The following is a 14,712-nucleotide window of genomic DNA, read 5'->3' as shown; positions in this document are numbered from 1 at the left end:
AATCGTCAACTTTTAAGAGTTTGACTCATGAAAAGGAGCTCCATGAAAAAGCAGGATATCGCAACTATTATTGATCTTCATTTTGAAGAATTAACAGAGTTAGAGCAGGAAATCGCTCGTTATTTCTTGCAGGTAGATACGATTGTGGATGATCTATCATCGCAACAGGTTACTCAAAAACTGCATGTTTCCCAAGCTGCTCTTACTCGTTTTGCAAAAAAATGTGGCTTTACTGGCTATCGAGAATTTGTTTTTCAATACCAACACCAGGCCAATAAACAGGACACCCATTCTCACAAACATAGTCCTTTGACCAAACGTGTACTTCGAAGCTACAGCAACCTACGGGAACAAACACAGGATTTGATCGATGAAGCGCAGCTTGAACGTGTAGCTCAGTTAATTGAGGATGCTGAACGAGTTTACTTTTTTGGGACGGGAAGTTCTGGTCTGATTGCCCGTGAGATGAAACTGCGTTTTATGCGACTAGGTGTTGTCTGTGAAGCTTTGACCGATCAGGATGGCTTTGCATGGACGACTAGCATCATGGATGAAAACTGTTTGGTACTTGGTTTTTCCCTATCAGGCACTACCCAATCCGTCCTCGATAGTTTGTTGGATGCCATGGAAATGGGCGCCAAGACCATCCTCTTTACCAGCGCACCAAACAAAAATAGTCAGGCCTACACCGAAACAATCCTCGTCGCAAGTCATAGCCAATCTTCATACATCCAGCGTATTTCCGCTCAACTTCCTATGCTCATTTTAATAGATTTGATTTATGCCTACTTTTTGGAAATCAATCGCGATAGCAAGGAAAAAATCTTTAATAGTTATTGGGAAAATAAAAAACTCAACGGCTATCGTAGACAAAAACGCGTTAGAAAATCCTAGTTTGGTCCAGCCAAACTAGGATTGTTTTGTTTTGAAATGGTAATCGGCTCATAGGTGGTCTTTCCAATCCTCCTTTCCGTTTTTTAATTTTTGTCAACAAAAAAGGAAGTATCTGCTATTTGCTTTTACTTCCTCTCTCTAATTTTATTTAATTGTTTTACTTCGACAAACTGGGATTAAGATTTTAACCCTTCAGGAAAATAAAAAGGTTATTCTCCTGGAGTATGTTCTATAAGATTATAGTTTAATGCAGAGTGTAGCGATGTAGTCATTTCCATAACGTGATAATCGATGTCTTTTGTCACATGATTCATAAAAATCGATCATAGCGAGACCATTTTTAAGTTGTCCTCTAATCTGAGTTTCTAAGGTATGGCTAAATTCATATCCATATTCCGGATTTATGGTGATTTTGCCTTCCTCTTCAAGCTCTCTTGAATTAAAAGGTAGTGAAAACTTTAAAAGTAATTCCTCATCGGGTTTGTCCCATACAGTGTCAGTATCATACATGTATATCCAAGGATTCATAAATCCGACCATTAACAAACCGCCCTTTTTCAATACTCGAGAGGCTTCTTTATATATGTTTTCTAGATCTTCTATATATACATTTGAAACCGGATTAAAAATAATATCAAAAGTTTCATTTTCAAATGGAAATGGTTTTGTCATATCGCTTTGAACTGTATTGATTTTTAAGCCTTCTCTTTTAGCAACCATCTCATCTCTTTCTAATTGTGATTTAGAAAAATCCATTATGGTGACATCATAACCTTTTGCAGCAAAAACTGGACCCTGCTGTCCGCCCCCACAAGCTAAACCTAATATCTTTTTTCCGTTTGCTTTTTCAAACCATTCTTTCGGAACTTTTTTCCCAACAGTTAAGGCAACAGAAATTGGATGTTTTCTAACTTCTTCTAATTCTTCATGTGTCAATGGCTCAGTATAGTCATTTTTTACATTATTCCACCTATCTTCATTTAATTTTATATAATTGTTCATTTTATCATCTCCTCGTAATTTTATAGTATTTTGATTTAAGGTGAATATGTTGCCATTGCATTTTTCTCACCTTTACAAATTCTAATTTGTCAATTTCTCGTCCATTTCATTATATCACTTTTCCACATTTTCTCATTTACTCAAGCTAAATATCAATTAAATTGATGATAGAATTGCTCTCGCCTTAACTTCTCATGCAAGGCGGTTATTTTCTCCTAGTTTCTCACGATTACATCCTTTGGCTCAAATTTTTCAATAAAAAAAGAATTAAGCCAAACACTTTTCACTCGAATAGTGATTAAGTGTTCTTCTTAATTCTATAGTTCCAAACTAGGATTGTTTTGTCTTGAAATGATAATAGGCTCCCAACATCCCTGCTGTATTTTGGTGATGGGCAAATTCTAATCGTGTTTTTTCAGCTAGGCTTGGCACCAAGGCCGCCTTCAATGCTTTGCGGATCTTTGGTTTGAGAATAGCCTCTTGCCCCATGATACCGCCACCGAGAATGACCACTTCCGGATTGGCCACGTAGCAAATATTTGCTAGACCTTTTCCTAGATAGTCTACCATGCGGTCAATGCCAGCCATGCAGACCTTGTTTCCTTCAGTAGCTTCCTTGAAAATGCGTCGGCCATTCCACTGATCAACTGGATCACCATGAGCTGCTGCCACATATTCTACCAAGGCTGTCGTAGAAGCGAGATCTTGGAAAGCTCCATCCTGCATATGCATATAACCGACTTCACAGGCTGAATTGCTAAATCCATGGAAGACTTTCCCATCCATAATCAAGCAACCACCGATACCTGTTCCAATGGTCAAGCAAAGTGTCACACTCGCTCCCTTTCCTGAACCAGATACTGCCTCAGCAAGACCTGCACAGTTGACATCATTTTCAATCTCACAAGGAATATTAAAGCTAGTCTCGATTTCCTTTTTGAACTGGGTTCCTGCGTAGTTAGGAATTTGAGGCCCCGCATAGAAGATTTCACCCTTGTCAGGATCCACCATCCCCGCAGAAGAAATGGCAACACCTACTACTGGACCCTTTTCTAAATAGCTGGCTACGATATCTTTTGTCTTTTGTAAGATATGGGGGCCACCCTTATACGCCTCAGTTGGCATTTCATGCGATTCAACAAGTTGGCCTTCTTGGTCAATCAAACCATATTTGATGTTGGTTCCGCCAATATCAATTGCAACGTAGTGTGTCATAAATACCTCCTTATGGATTAGAGGAAGCGCTCCTTGGTTTCACGAATCAATTGTGCTGCTGCTTCTACAACTGGGCGATCTTCTTCAGTTACTGGTGTCAATGGCGAACGAACTGAACCAATGTTCAAGCCTTCATTGATCTTCAAGACTTCTTTAATGACACCATACATATTTCCATGTGCAGCAGTCAATTTACCAATGATTGCATTGATAGCGTATTGCAATTCACGCGCTGTTTCTAGGTCTTTATCCGCAATCAATTGGTTGAGTTTCAAGAAGAGTTCTGGCATAGCACCATATGTGCCACCGATACCAGCTTTAGCACCCATGAGGCGTCCTCCTAGGAACTGTTCATCTGGACCATTAAAGACGATATGGTCATCCCCACCAAGGCTGACAAAGGTTTGGATATCTTGAACTGGCATAGAAGAGTTCTTAACACCGATAACACGTGGATTCTTCAACATTTCAGTGTAGAGACTTGGAGTCAAAGCAACTCCTGCTAATTGAGGAATGTTGTAGATAACATAGTCTGTGTTTGGTGCTGCAGAACTAATGTCATTCCAATATTTGGCAACTGAGTATTCTGGCAAACGGAAGTAAATCGGCGGAATCGTTGCAATGGCATCTACACCCAAACTTTCTGCGTGGCGAGCAAGTTCCATACTATCCTTTGTGTTGTTGCAAGCTACGTGAGCGATGATGGTCAATTTGCCCTTAGCAACTGCCATGACTTCTTCCAAAATCAACTTGCGGTCTGCCACACTTTGGTAGATACATTCACCAGAAGAACCATTGACATAGAGACCTTGAACTCCCTTATCAATGAAGTATTGAACCAAGGCACGCGTACGCTCTGGACTGACTTCTCCTTGATCATCATAACATGCGTAGAAGGCTGGAATGACACCTTCGTATTTTTTCAAATCTGACATAGATTTTCTCCTAAGATTTCTTTTTTTCTGCTGAGAGCAGTTCTATTTTTTACAAGTTTAGTATACACCTTGTGAAAATCGCTTTCAATATCTTGTATACACTTAGATTTTAGTTTCTACTTGTATTTTAGAAACTGTAACGATTGAAAGTAGTTTCAGAAACACCTCAACCTACTGGTATTTGGCGAAGATTTTCTCCATCAAACCTGCTTGGAGAAAGACTAGCAAACCAAAACCAAAGAGGATAAAAGCTGACCCACCCAAAAGGAGAGTGAATGCGGATAGATAAAGAACCATCACAATGAGAAAGAGAATGGCTAACATGAGGAAGAACCATGGAAAGTTAAAACTTGCCAAGATAAGCCCTTTTTGCAGCACTTCTTTCCAAGACAAATCATAGCGGGCAGCGATGGGATAACTAGCCAGCATCACCAGAGTGAGGAAGATGAGAATCCCCAAACAAATAGCTTTCACAATCTGGAAAGGTAAAGCTGTCTGTCCCCAGAAGAGATAGAGATCTAGAAGGCTTAATGACACAATGCCTAACTCCAGCAAACCTAACTGGAAACCCAGTTTCAGATTTTGCTTGAAGGCCCTTAGATAAGTTCTAAAGACTGGTACCCGTCTGCTTCTCTTAATCTCAAACATGGTTTCATAGAGGCTTATTTTAGCCACTCCAATCGTCACGATGGGCAAACAAGAGACGACAAAAAGAAGATTGGCTGTGACGATATCCAAGACCTTCTCACTGAAACGCATGAGAAAGTTATCTGTATCAAATGCTGCCTTGATTAGGCTAACTCCTTTTTGTGCCATGTTTGCTCCTCCTGATTCTTTTAATCAATCAAAATTTTAAAGAGATATTTGCGAACTTTTTCTTCCATACCCGCGTAGCCATTTGGCTGGTGAGGTTCTTCTGGGAAGAAAATTGCAAAATTGTGATAGCCCAACAATAGTGGGTATTTTTCATGACAATGGACAAAGCCAATGTCGCTCGCTTCGTCGAATGCTACTGCCTCGTCTTTGATACGTGAACCGTAGCTCGAATATTCGTGTCCTTCTACCAGCAAATGCAAGTCTGCATAGTTTTTATGGTGCTCAAATTGATCATTTTCAGTTTGATTGAGGACATTTTCCTGCACAACTAGAAAGACCTTGTCCCCGTCAATCTCATACTTACCTAGTTCAAAAGAATCCTTACGGTGCTGATAGAGATAGTCGATAGCCTTATCTAGATTGGGATGAATCCCTTTGTAAAAGGTGATGTTTTTCAAATCGTCAAAAATCATACTGTTTCCTTCGTTTCTGATAGTTAACTAAAATCATAAATTAAGTTTATAAGTGTCTGACAAAATCTCTAAGGTAAGCAAATACCCAACATTTTGTAGACACTTATAACTCTGTATTCTCTTATACTCAATGAAAATCAAAGACCAGACTAAGAAGCTAACCGCAGGCAATACTTAAGTATGGCAAGGTGATGCTGACCTTGTCTGAATTTGATTCTCGCAGAGTATTATCCTTTAACAGCTCCCATAGTAATACCCTGTGTGAAGGATTTTTGGAAGACAAGGAAGACTGTTACGATTGGCACGGCTGCAAGAGCTGCACCCGCCATGATCAAACCATAGTTGGTTGCCATTTCGGCCTGCATGGTCGCAACCCCGAGTGAGATGGTCAAGTTTTGACGTGAAGTCAACATAACCAACTGCATGAAGTAGTCGTTCCAAGTATTGATGAAGGTAAAGATCGCAAGGGCTGCAAATCCTGGTTTCACGATAGGGAAGGCTACGCTCCAGAAGGTACGAATCTCACCACAACCGTCGATTTTAGCTGATTCAAGCAATTCTGTCGGGATATTTTCGCTGAACTGTTTCATGAGGAAAACCCCGAATGGCCATCCGATCAAAGGCAAGATAACTGCCCAGAGAGTATCATGAATTCCCATGAAGTTGACGATACGTACGAGTGGTACAAGGACAACTTGTTTTGGAAGTGCCATGGCAGCGATAAAGACTGCAAAGAGGATGCGTTGACCATAGAAACGTTTTTTAGCCAAGACATAACCTGCTAGAGAAGAGGTTGCACAGACTAAGAACATGGTTACCAGTGAGATAAATACAGAGTTCCACATCCACTGCATAGCAGGGTTTTGCACCATGAGTTGTTGGAAGTTTTCCATAGTTGGCATTTTAGGGAACCATTGTGGCGGAATCATAATGGTATCAGGCTGTGATTTGAAGGCCCCTGTCAAAATCCAGTAGAATGGAAAGATGAACAGTACGGTCAACAAGAGCAAGATAATCGTTGAAATAACAGTGAAAGCTGTTAAAGGTTTCTTTTGTGTAGGTTGCATAACTGTCTCCTTTCCTTAGTATTCTACATCGTTTCCGAGGATCTTGAATTGAGCAAAGCTGACAATGGCAATCATCACTGCCAAGAAGACACCAATAGTATTGGCATAGCCGTACTCTGTCAATTGGAAGGCTTTTTCGTAAAGGTAGTACATCAAGGTACTTGTTGAATAGTTTGGACCACCAGATGTCAACAACTGAATCAAGGCGAAACATTGGAAAGAGTTGATAGTCGTAATGATCGCGATGTAAAGAGTTGTTGGAAGAAGGCTAGGCCATTTGATCTTCCAGAAGACTTGGAACTCAGTCGCACCGTCAACACGCGCAGCTTCAACTAGTGAGTTATCAATATTTCCCATGGCAGCGATATAAAGGATAATCGGTTGACCAACAGATGTTGTCAAAAGGATGATCATAATCGCCATCAAAGCCCAGTTTTTATCTCCCAACCAAGAAATGTTTTGGCTGATGATATGGCTTGACTTAAGGACAAAGTTCAGAATCCCTGATAGGGGATCGTAAATCCATTTCCATACAACCGTTACGGCAACACTACCTGTTACAACAGGAAGGAAGAATACGAAACGGTAGAAGGATCTGGCAATGGCATTTTGATGATAGGTCTGAGATGCTACAAAGAGCGAGAAGAGTACAACAATCGGAACTGATCCAATAACCAGAATAACGGTATTGATCAAAGACTTGGTAAAGACAGGATCTTTAAACATGCGAATGTAGTTATCCAAGCCTACAAACTCAAAGCTGGTCATGGAGTAGTTAAAGAAACTTGTAATGAATCCCATAATCATAGGAGCCAAGACAAAGATCACAAAGAAGAATAACACCGGTGCTAGGAAAGCATAGGAAATCACTGTTTCCCGCATGCGAATTTTATTGACTTTCACAGTCGGCACCTCTCTTTCAAATAGAATATTTTTTGATTTTCTTGAACTGTTTTAAAATCAAAATGAAATTTTTTTAAGATTCGCTTATGTAAGAACTTCATTTTAATTTCGTGACAGTTCCTTACATTTCAAACAAAAGTCCCCCTTTTCTTACACCTTAGTGCACAGGGAAAAGGGGGAATCAATCTGACTTAGTGCTTATTGTTTTGTAGCTTTTTTGATTGTTTCGTTAGCTTTTTCAGTGAAGGCTTTCAAAGCATCTGCTGGTTTTTCGTCACCATTAGATACAGATTGCAACATTGGGAACCAAAGTGTTCTCATTTCAGCAAATCCATTGATTGTGTTGTAGTATGGTGAGTAGTATTTAGTCCAGCTGCTGATTGTTTCCATACGTTTGTCATCATAAAGTTTGCCAAATGAAGTACGAACTGGGAAGGCACCTGTACGAACTACGTCTTTAGGACCCCATTCTTTGTCATCTGCGATGAATTGAACGAATTTCTTAGCTGCTGCGACTTTCTTGTCGTCTTTGTTGTTAAATACTGCAAATCCATTTACAAGGTATTCAAGAGCTGGCTTACCAGAGTCTGATGGGAATGGTACTTCTACCACGTCTACCTTACTTGCTTCCAAGAGTTTAGCTTGGATACCGTTTTGAGCTGGTGCCCAAAGGATTGTGTATGAAGTTTGACCGTTCGCAAAGTTTTGGATGTCTGCTCCACCGTCAAATTGTGAACCATTGTTCAATAGACCGTCCTTGATCCAGCTAGCAGCTTTTTCAAGACCTTTGACGAATTTAGGATCGTCTGTTGTATATTTTGTTACATCTTTATCTGTTACAGAACCGCCATAAAGGTTTGCGATGAAGGCACGTGTTCCTTGGTCTCCCCCTTGACCAGAACTGAACAATGAACCTGGTGTATATCCTTTATCTTTAAGCGCTTTCAAAACTTTTTCAAAGTCATCAGTTGTCCAACCTTCTTTGACAAGGTTTGCAACTCCTGCATCTTCCAACATCTTCTTGTTCATTGCCATGTAGAATGGAGCAGAACTGATTGGATACATGTAAGCTTTGTCACCAGCCTTACTTGCTTGTACGATGTTTTCATTGTTAACATCTTTGACGAATTCGTCTGTGAAGAGGTCGTTCAACTCAGCCAATTTACCATTTTTACCGTATTGGATGATACGCCCTGGTGCGTCAAAGAGTACATCTGGCGCTGTTCCTGCTTCGATGGCTGTTGTGATTTTTTCAGGTCCTGACTTGAAGTCGATGGTTTCCAATTTCACTTTTACATCTGGATTTGCTTTTTCAAAAGCTTCGATGATTGATTTTTCATAAGTTCCAACACCATCGCCAGTTTTTTCTTGTGTGAAGACTGGGAATGCCCACCAAGTGATTTCTGTTTTTCCGCTATCGCTACCAGATTTTCCAGCATCTTTACTTCCACCAGAATTCCCACAAGCCGCAAGGCCAAGAATCGCAGCACCTGCAAGTACTGTACAAGCTAGTTTTCTAAATTTCATTTGTATTCTCCTAATTGTTAAGCGTGTCCATATTGGATAGTGAGTAAGCTTCTATTTGTATACGTTTTCATTTTATCCGACGCATCGACCACTCTCCTCTGTTTTGAGATTATGTTATTTAAGACCAGCAACAAAGCGTTCCGTGATCTCTTTTGGTCTAGTAATAGCTCCACCGACAACAATGCCTCGTACCCCATATTCAAGAATTTGTTTGGCTTGTTCTGGTGTATGAATTTTTCCTTCAGCGATGACATCCACACCGGCATCGCAGAGTTTTTTGATCAATTCAAAGTCTGGACCATCTACTTTCGGACTATAAGAAGTATAACCTGATAGAGTTGTTCCAACAAAATCAATTCCTGCTTCGACTGCTGCAATTCCTTCTTCAAAAGTACTGGTATCAGCCATCAAGAGTTGATGAGGATATTTTTCTTTGACTTGTCGGATAAAGTCCTGGATTTCCAAACCGTCGTAACGTTCACGTTTGGTACAATCCAGAGCAATGACCTCTATGTCTAGTTCAGCCAGTTCATCAACTTCTTTCATAGTAGCTGTAATGAATGGCTCCTGTGGCGGATAGTCACGTTTGATGATCCCGATAATCGGGAGTTTCGTAACCTCCTTGATCTCCTTGATATCACGAACACTGTTTGCTCGGATACCGACTGCTCCACCTTGCTCAGCCGCTTTGACTAGCAAGGGGATAACCCCTCCCGCTTCTGTATAAAGCGGTTCGTGAGGAAGTGCCTGGCAAGAGACAATGATTCCATCTTTGATTTGTTCAATCAAGGCTTCTTTGCTAATCTGTGGCATCCTCTTTCCTCCCTTTCTTGTTCTTATGGGCTTATTATATATCATTTGTTAAGCGCTTTCAATAGTTTGTAGTGGAATAGATTTCAGTTTCAAAACTATTTTATAGAACAGACTATCCTGAAAGTAGTTTCAGACATCTTAGAATTTCTTATTAGCACACCTTGAACCAAAAGAAAAAGATAGCAGGCTGAAAAACCTGCTATCTCCTTCTATTTTTACAAAGCCAAATGATTAAAACTATTCTCTTACTTTTCTCTCTTTTTCCCCATTGCAAACAAGCCAAGGAAGAAAGCTGTTAGTCCTAGTGAGGCAAGGAGTCCACTCTCCTTATTCCCTGTATCAGGAAGTTTCTGCTGAGCAAGAGGAGCTTTGTAAGTATAATCTTCTGCAGCAAGAGTTACAAGCGAATTAGCACCCTTATATTCTGCAATTTCATGTACAGCTACATCGGCTGCATTCACGCCACCTGTGTACTCTGGAAGTTCATGGACTGCAGCCTCAACAGCATTAACTCCGCCTGTAAATTCAGGCTTCTCGACTGTTGGTGCTTCTTCTTCGCCTACTGTTGCCAAAGGACCTGTATACTCAGGCACTTCATGGACTGCAGCCTCAACAGCATTAACCCCGCCTGTAAATTCAGGCTTATCTACTTTTGGTGCTGCTTCTTCGCCTACTGTTGCCAAAGGACCTGTATACTCAGGCACTTCATGGACTGCAGCCTCAACAGCATTAACCCCGCCTGTAAATTCAGGCTTATCTACTTTTGGTGCTGCTTCTTCGCCTACTGTTGCCAAAGGGCCTGTGTACTCCGGCACTTCATGGACTGCAGCCTCAATAGCATTAACTCCGCCTGTAAATTCAGGCTTCTCTACTGTTGGGGCTGGCTCTTCGCCAGCTGTCCCTAGTGGGCCTGTATATTCTGGCTTCTCTACTGTCGGTGCTGCCTCTTCACCAGCTGTCCCTAGTGGACCTGTGTATTCTGGCACTTCATGAACTGCGGCTTCACTTCCGTTCATTCCATTTGAAAGCTTAGTGCCCGCTACAGAGACTGGTAAATTATGCATACTTTCAATAGCACCTTCTGCCAGACCTGTAACTTTTTGACCCATATCCTCTGAATCCACCGTAAATAGGAGGGTTTTTGTGTCATACTGGGTCATGAAGCGTGCTGTTTTACCATTTGCCAATTGAAGGGTTGGAGCCTTGTTGACCAATACTTCCGAATCAAATTCCATGGCAAGAATACCTGGCCATTTTTCAATCGCGTATTTCACTTTTGCTTCCTTAGGAGAAATCCAATCCTTGGTCAAGAAATCCCAGTTGAATTTCTTGAAGGATAGTGTATATGGAACACCTCCAGGCGCATGGTGTTCATATAAAAGTCCAAATTCATCTGGCCCGATCTGTTGAAGAGAGTTATAAGCATACTCGCCTTCTTGAATCAAATGGTGGTGTAACCAAGTCAACTGTCCATCTTCTTCTACACGAGCCACTCGAATATAGCCATTTTTACGACCTGGACCGTTCGCATTTGCCAAGAGAATATACTCTTTGCCATTTTGAACCGTATGAGTCGCAGCCATTTGAACATAAACATCTGGTACATCGTAGCGATCAACGTTATTGTCCCAAGTTAGACCACCATCATGACTGGTTGCAACCTGTAGATCTCCTGTCAATCCACGCATAAAGAGTTTGAGATCCCCATTATTTAACTGAACAACTGAAGCTTCGGTATTTTGAGCATAATAATTGTTCATGGTGCTTGAATCAACCACGGTACCATCATAAAGTTTACGATTATCATTGACACCACCACCCATATGCCATGTTTTACCATGATCGTCTGAGTAGATGATTCGAGATGATTGGGAACCATTGAGGTGGTTGGTACGGTTAGTCGTATAGACAGGAACGACAATCCGACCTTTATGTGGTCCAGTACGAAGGGTAATTCCCGCTCCAGGACCTACACCCAAGAATTTCATCCAATCGGCTTTGACCATCGGAGTAATATCTTGAGGCGCTGACCATGTCTTCCCGTCGTCATCACTGTAGGACATCCATAGATAGCTATCCTTGGCAATTCTAAATGGGGAAGTTTTGTTTGTTGTGAAATAGATATTGCCTAATAGCTGGTCACCCTTGTATAAATCACCCTTGTCGCTGTATGCTGGTTTAACAGGATCTACAACAACGCGATAGTCTGTCGCCTTGCCATCTGGTGTGTAGACAGTACCATTTTCTCGAATGGTATAAGCTTCCTTTTCTCCTTCACGATAGAGGATTTGATAGGTTTTGCCATTGATTTCTTTGTAGGCTTCTTCTTTTTGCGAAGACATACCAAAGATTCCTTTTCCTTCTGGGAACATGTCATAAATGGCAAAGATGCGTTTGGTTTCAGGATCTTGAGTCAAGGTCATGTCGATGTTCACTGGTGAACCGATCGATGGATCAGAGGCCTTTGGGTTGTCACGTAAGTTAGTAATAGTTACTCGATCCCCCCAAGTTTTACCATTATCTTCACTACGTCTGATGACCATACCGATGTCGCCCCAGTCACTCGAATGAAGACGGCGTTCATCCGCACCTGCGATCAAAGTTCCTTTATCTGTCTTGAGAAGAGCTGGAATACGATAACTCTTGATTCCATCTTTATTTGGTTTGTTGTTCATTCCCCCTTCAAAGACGTCTTCTTTCTCTGAGATTTTCGCACCTTCTGGAAGTTTCTTCTCCAAATCACCTCTTTCAAATAGTTGACTTCTAGTCTGAACTTCTTCTGGACTTAAGGTACGATCATAAACGGTTAGGTTTCGAACTTGTAGATTTGATGCCCAAACTGTTTTATTGCCCCGTTTTGTTGCTCCAAGTTGAGCTTGATTAACATCTGGCATATCTTTGATAAAGTTACCAGATTTTAGACTTGTTCGAGATAATACTCCGTTCACATAGAGACGCACTCGGCCTTTTGGCAATTCTGCTGTCGGTTTTTCAACTGTGAAAGTCACTGAGTTCCACTGGCCAGGACGTACTTGCAAAGGGGCATCCGTATATTTATCATAGAACTGCTCCCCTTTAGCCCCGCGTCCTTCAATAAGAGCTGTATTATCAAGGACCGACATAGTAAAGTACTCATTTTCCTTAGTGTCACTGGATACAGAGAAGAGATTGTAAAAGCGTGGAGCTTTGGCATCGGGCTTAAACTCCATATGAACAGTTGCGTTTTCAAGTTTCTTTAGTTTGTCTAGTTCACTTGACAAATCAACTCTCTGACCATTTGCCGCATTGGTTTCAACATCTTCTTTTTCTAGGACAGGATTGGCATTTTGTAGATCCCTTGAATAATAATCACGAGGAATAGCATTCTCATCTGCTGATTCTTCCTCTTCTTTTAAAGTTGTTTCCGTTGTATTTTCTGTCTTTTCTTCTACTTGCTTCTTGAGCTTATCTTGATCAAGTTCAGTCCCAGCTACATTCTTATCAGCATCGGATGCATTTGCTACTAGATCTTCTTTAGGCGCCTCTTCTGATGATTGGTCTTTGCCTTTTTCCACATTTTCAGCACTTGGCGCTACTACATTTCCCTGTTCTTGGGCTAAGACTGGCGAAACTCCAAATACAACTGTACCAATTAGTACAGAAGCTGTTCCAACTGCAAATTTTCTAATGCCATATCGTCGTTTTCGATCAAAATCCCTATACTTCATATTTTACCTTTCATATTCTCTGTAAATAAAGCGCTTTCTTTTTTTCTTAAAATTTTTAGTGCCTCCAACTAAACAAGTAAAAAGAAAGTAACCGACTGAATGAGACCTCCCATTCTTCAAACGTCCACTGCTCTTACTCTCTGACCAAACAGCGGAAAATTTCCTCCTTTCGCATAATACCTTTCCCTCATTATACAATAAACTTTGAACTTTATAGCTAAATTGATATAGAATAGATTTTACTTTTAAGAATAATTTAATATTTTAAGTTGCCAGAAAGTACTTTCAGGAATTTCAACATAAAACTCTAAGCAGGCAGAAAGAGAAGTTTAGCTTATAATTAAGCTGAACAATGCAAATCCGTGGTCTTTAATAGGGCTTTTCCTAGCCTGTACATAAAACTGGATGAACAAGAGTCATGAGATAACTCGAATACGTCTTGAACGTGAAAATAAAATTACAATTAACCTCTTGTTCTATTGTTCAAATAGTTAACAAGAGATTTTTATAATGGAAGTCATGATTGAAACATGTTGTGGCATTGATGTCCACCAAAAGTCCATCGTTTGTTGTATTCTAGATGGTCCACTAGATAGCAATAAGCCAAAGAAAATTCAGAAGAAATTTAAGACAACTACTGTAGCTCTTCACAATGCCTTAGATTGGGTGGTAGAAAATCATGTCACACATGTCCTTTTTGAAAGTACTGGGCAATATTGGCTCCCTCTTTTTAATATCTTTTCAGATTCTAATCTAGTATTAGTACTTGCCAATCCTCAACATATCAAGAATGTACCCGATCGTAAGACAGATGTGAAGGACGCTGAATGGATTGCTCAACTCGGACGTTGTGGACTGATTGAGTCATCTTACATTCCTAGCTCTTAGGATGCTTCAAACCATTCCTGGTGTGAACGAAAACTGTGCTGCACTATTTTAGCTGAGATTGGACCAACTGTTACAGCATTTCCATCCGATGCACACTTAGCATCATGGACTGGACTCTGCCCAGGGTCTTATGAAAGTGCTGACATTAAGAAATCCTCACACATCACGCAAGGAAATCGCTATATCAAACAGGCTTTGACCATGGCGGGATTAATTGCAGAACATTCTAAAGATCCAGCTTTTTCTTCTTGTTACAATCGAATTTCCCAAAGAGGAAGCAAGATGAAGGCGATTATTGCTTGTGCTCATAAGATTCTCAGAATCATTTACAAACTACTCTCCACCAAGCAGACTTATCAAAAAGAAAAGGCGCTAGGACTGAGGAAATAGTTCTAACGCCTAAACTTAAAAAAATTCAGTTACAGTATCGCACAGGAAGTGTTTTTTTGCGCTTTTTTACTGTCTTTTTTCA

The 14,712-nt window shown here is 40.6% G+C and carries 13 protein-coding genes; 3 read left to right on the top strand and 10 right to left on the bottom strand.

Annotated features, from left to right (window positions below):
- Window positions 1-42: 42 nt before the first annotated feature.
- Window positions 43-894 (top strand): MurR/RpiR family transcriptional regulator, encoded by an 852-nt coding sequence (locus tag BLS46_RS00145; protein ID WP_093584470.1) that lies wholly within the window; start codon window positions 43-45, stop codon window positions 892-894.
- Window positions 895-1,131: 237 nt separating this feature from the next.
- On the opposite strand, the gene BLS46_RS00140 is transcribed toward BLS46_RS00145, so the two are convergent.
- From BLS46_RS00140 to BLS46_RS00095, 10 genes are all read right to left on the bottom strand, one after another.
- Entirely contained in the window at window positions 1,132-1,896 is a 765-nt protein-coding gene (locus BLS46_RS00140) for a class I SAM-dependent methyltransferase (RefSeq protein ID WP_093584467.1), read from the bottom strand.
- A gap of 330 nt (window positions 1,897-2,226) precedes the next feature.
- Complete coding sequence (locus tag BLS46_RS00135) at window positions 2,227-3,111, bottom strand: ROK family protein (RefSeq protein ID WP_093584464.1); 885 nt, start codon at window positions 3,109-3,111, stop codon at window positions 2,227-2,229.
- A gap of 17 nt (window positions 3,112-3,128) precedes the next feature.
- A complete protein-coding gene (locus tag BLS46_RS00130) occupies window positions 3,129-4,046 on the bottom strand; it encodes a dihydrodipicolinate synthase family protein (RefSeq protein ID WP_093584460.1) in 918 nt (305 codons plus the stop codon).
- A 171-nt stretch (window positions 4,047-4,217) separates the two neighbouring features.
- The gene (locus BLS46_RS00125) at window positions 4,218-4,862 is read right to left on the bottom strand and encodes a YesL family protein (RefSeq protein WP_093584457.1); all 645 of its coding nucleotides are present in this window, start codon (window positions 4,860-4,862) and stop codon (window positions 4,218-4,220) included.
- Between the two features lie 20 nt (window positions 4,863-4,882).
- Entirely contained in the window at window positions 4,883-5,335 is a 453-nt protein-coding gene (locus tag BLS46_RS00120; protein WP_093584454.1) for a NanQ anomerase/TabA/YiaL family protein, read from the bottom strand.
- 227 nt (window positions 5,336-5,562) lie between these two features.
- Window positions 5,563-6,402: a carbohydrate ABC transporter permease gene (locus BLS46_RS00115; protein ID WP_001183243.1), complete on the bottom strand. Its 840-nt coding sequence runs from the start codon at window positions 6,400-6,402 to the stop codon at window positions 5,563-5,565.
- Between the two features lie 15 nt (window positions 6,403-6,417).
- Window positions 6,418-7,284, bottom strand: a complete 867-nt coding sequence (locus BLS46_RS00110; RefSeq protein ID WP_068981926.1) for a carbohydrate ABC transporter permease — start codon at window positions 7,282-7,284, stop codon at window positions 6,418-6,420.
- A 219-nt stretch (window positions 7,285-7,503) separates the two neighbouring features.
- Complete coding sequence (locus BLS46_RS00105) at window positions 7,504-8,832, bottom strand: ABC transporter substrate-binding protein (protein WP_000672107.1); 1,329 nt, start codon at window positions 8,830-8,832, stop codon at window positions 7,504-7,506.
- 114 nt (window positions 8,833-8,946) lie between these two features.
- Window positions 8,947-9,645 carry an N-acetylmannosamine-6-phosphate 2-epimerase gene (locus tag BLS46_RS00100; RefSeq protein WP_001135644.1) on the bottom strand — a complete coding sequence of 233 codons (699 nt, stop codon included), beginning with the start codon at window positions 9,643-9,645 and terminating at the stop codon, window positions 8,947-8,949.
- Between the two features lie 245 nt (window positions 9,646-9,890).
- Window positions 9,891-13,352, bottom strand: a complete 3,462-nt coding sequence (locus BLS46_RS00095; RefSeq protein ID WP_093584448.1) for an SIALI-17 repeat-containing surface protein — start codon at window positions 13,350-13,352, stop codon at window positions 9,891-9,893.
- Between the two features lie 510 nt (window positions 13,353-13,862).
- On the opposite strand from BLS46_RS00095, the gene BLS46_RS00090 reads away from it, so the two are divergent.
- Together BLS46_RS00090 and BLS46_RS10110 are read left to right on the top strand one after the other, a co-directional pair.
- Window positions 13,863-14,240 (top strand): IS110 family transposase, encoded by a 378-nt coding sequence (locus BLS46_RS00090; RefSeq protein WP_093584445.1) that lies wholly within the window; start codon window positions 13,863-13,865, stop codon window positions 14,238-14,240.
- 33 nt (window positions 14,241-14,273) lie between these two features.
- Entirely contained in the window at window positions 14,274-14,630 is a 357-nt protein-coding gene (locus BLS46_RS10110) for a transposase (RefSeq protein WP_093584442.1), read from the top strand.
- Window positions 14,631-14,712: the final 82 nt, after the last annotated feature.

Origin of the sequence: Streptococcus sp. NLAE-zl-C503, from assembly GCF_900104285.1 — a bacterium.
Taxonomy (GTDB): Bacteria; Bacillota; Bacilli; order Lactobacillales; family Streptococcaceae; genus Streptococcus.
This window is presented reverse-complemented; position numbering and strand designations above follow the sequence as displayed.

Coding starts and splice junctions, on each gene's coding strand:
- BLS46_RS00135 (WP_093584464.1), bottom strand. CDS start 3,111: ATGACACACTACGTTGCAATTGATATTGGCGGAACCAACATCAAATAT.
- BLS46_RS00100 (WP_001135644.1), bottom strand. CDS start 9,645: ATGCCACAGATTAGCAAAGAAGCCTTGATTGAACAAATCAAAGATGGA.
- BLS46_RS00105 (WP_000672107.1), bottom strand. CDS start 8,832: ATGAAATTTAGAAAACTAGCTTGTACAGTACTTGCAGGTGCTGCGATT.
- BLS46_RS00120 (WP_093584454.1), bottom strand. CDS start 5,335: ATGATTTTTGACGATTTGAAAAACATCACCTTTTACAAAGGGATTCAT.
- BLS46_RS00110 (WP_068981926.1), bottom strand. CDS start 7,284: ATGCGGGAAACAGTGATTTCCTATGCTTTCCTAGCACCGGTGTTATTC.
- BLS46_RS00140 (WP_093584467.1), bottom strand. CDS start 1,896: ATGAACAATTATATAAAATTAAATGAAGATAGGTGGAATAATGTAAAA.
- BLS46_RS00115 (WP_001183243.1), bottom strand. CDS start 6,402: ATGCAACCTACACAAAAGAAACCTTTAACAGCTTTCACTGTTATTTCA.
- BLS46_RS00090 (WP_093584445.1), top strand. CDS start 13,863: ATGGAAGTCATGATTGAAACATGTTGTGGCATTGATGTCCACCAAAAG.
- BLS46_RS00130 (WP_093584460.1), bottom strand. CDS start 4,046: ATGTCAGATTTGAAAAAATACGAAGGTGTCATTCCAGCCTTCTACGCA.
- BLS46_RS00145 (WP_093584470.1), top strand. CDS start 43: ATGAAAAAGCAGGATATCGCAACTATTATTGATCTTCATTTTGAAGAA.
- BLS46_RS00095 (WP_093584448.1), bottom strand. CDS start 13,352: ATGAAGTATAGGGATTTTGATCGAAAACGACGATATGGCATTAGAAAA.
- BLS46_RS00125 (WP_093584457.1), bottom strand. CDS start 4,862: ATGGCACAAAAAGGAGTTAGCCTAATCAAGGCAGCATTTGATACAGAT.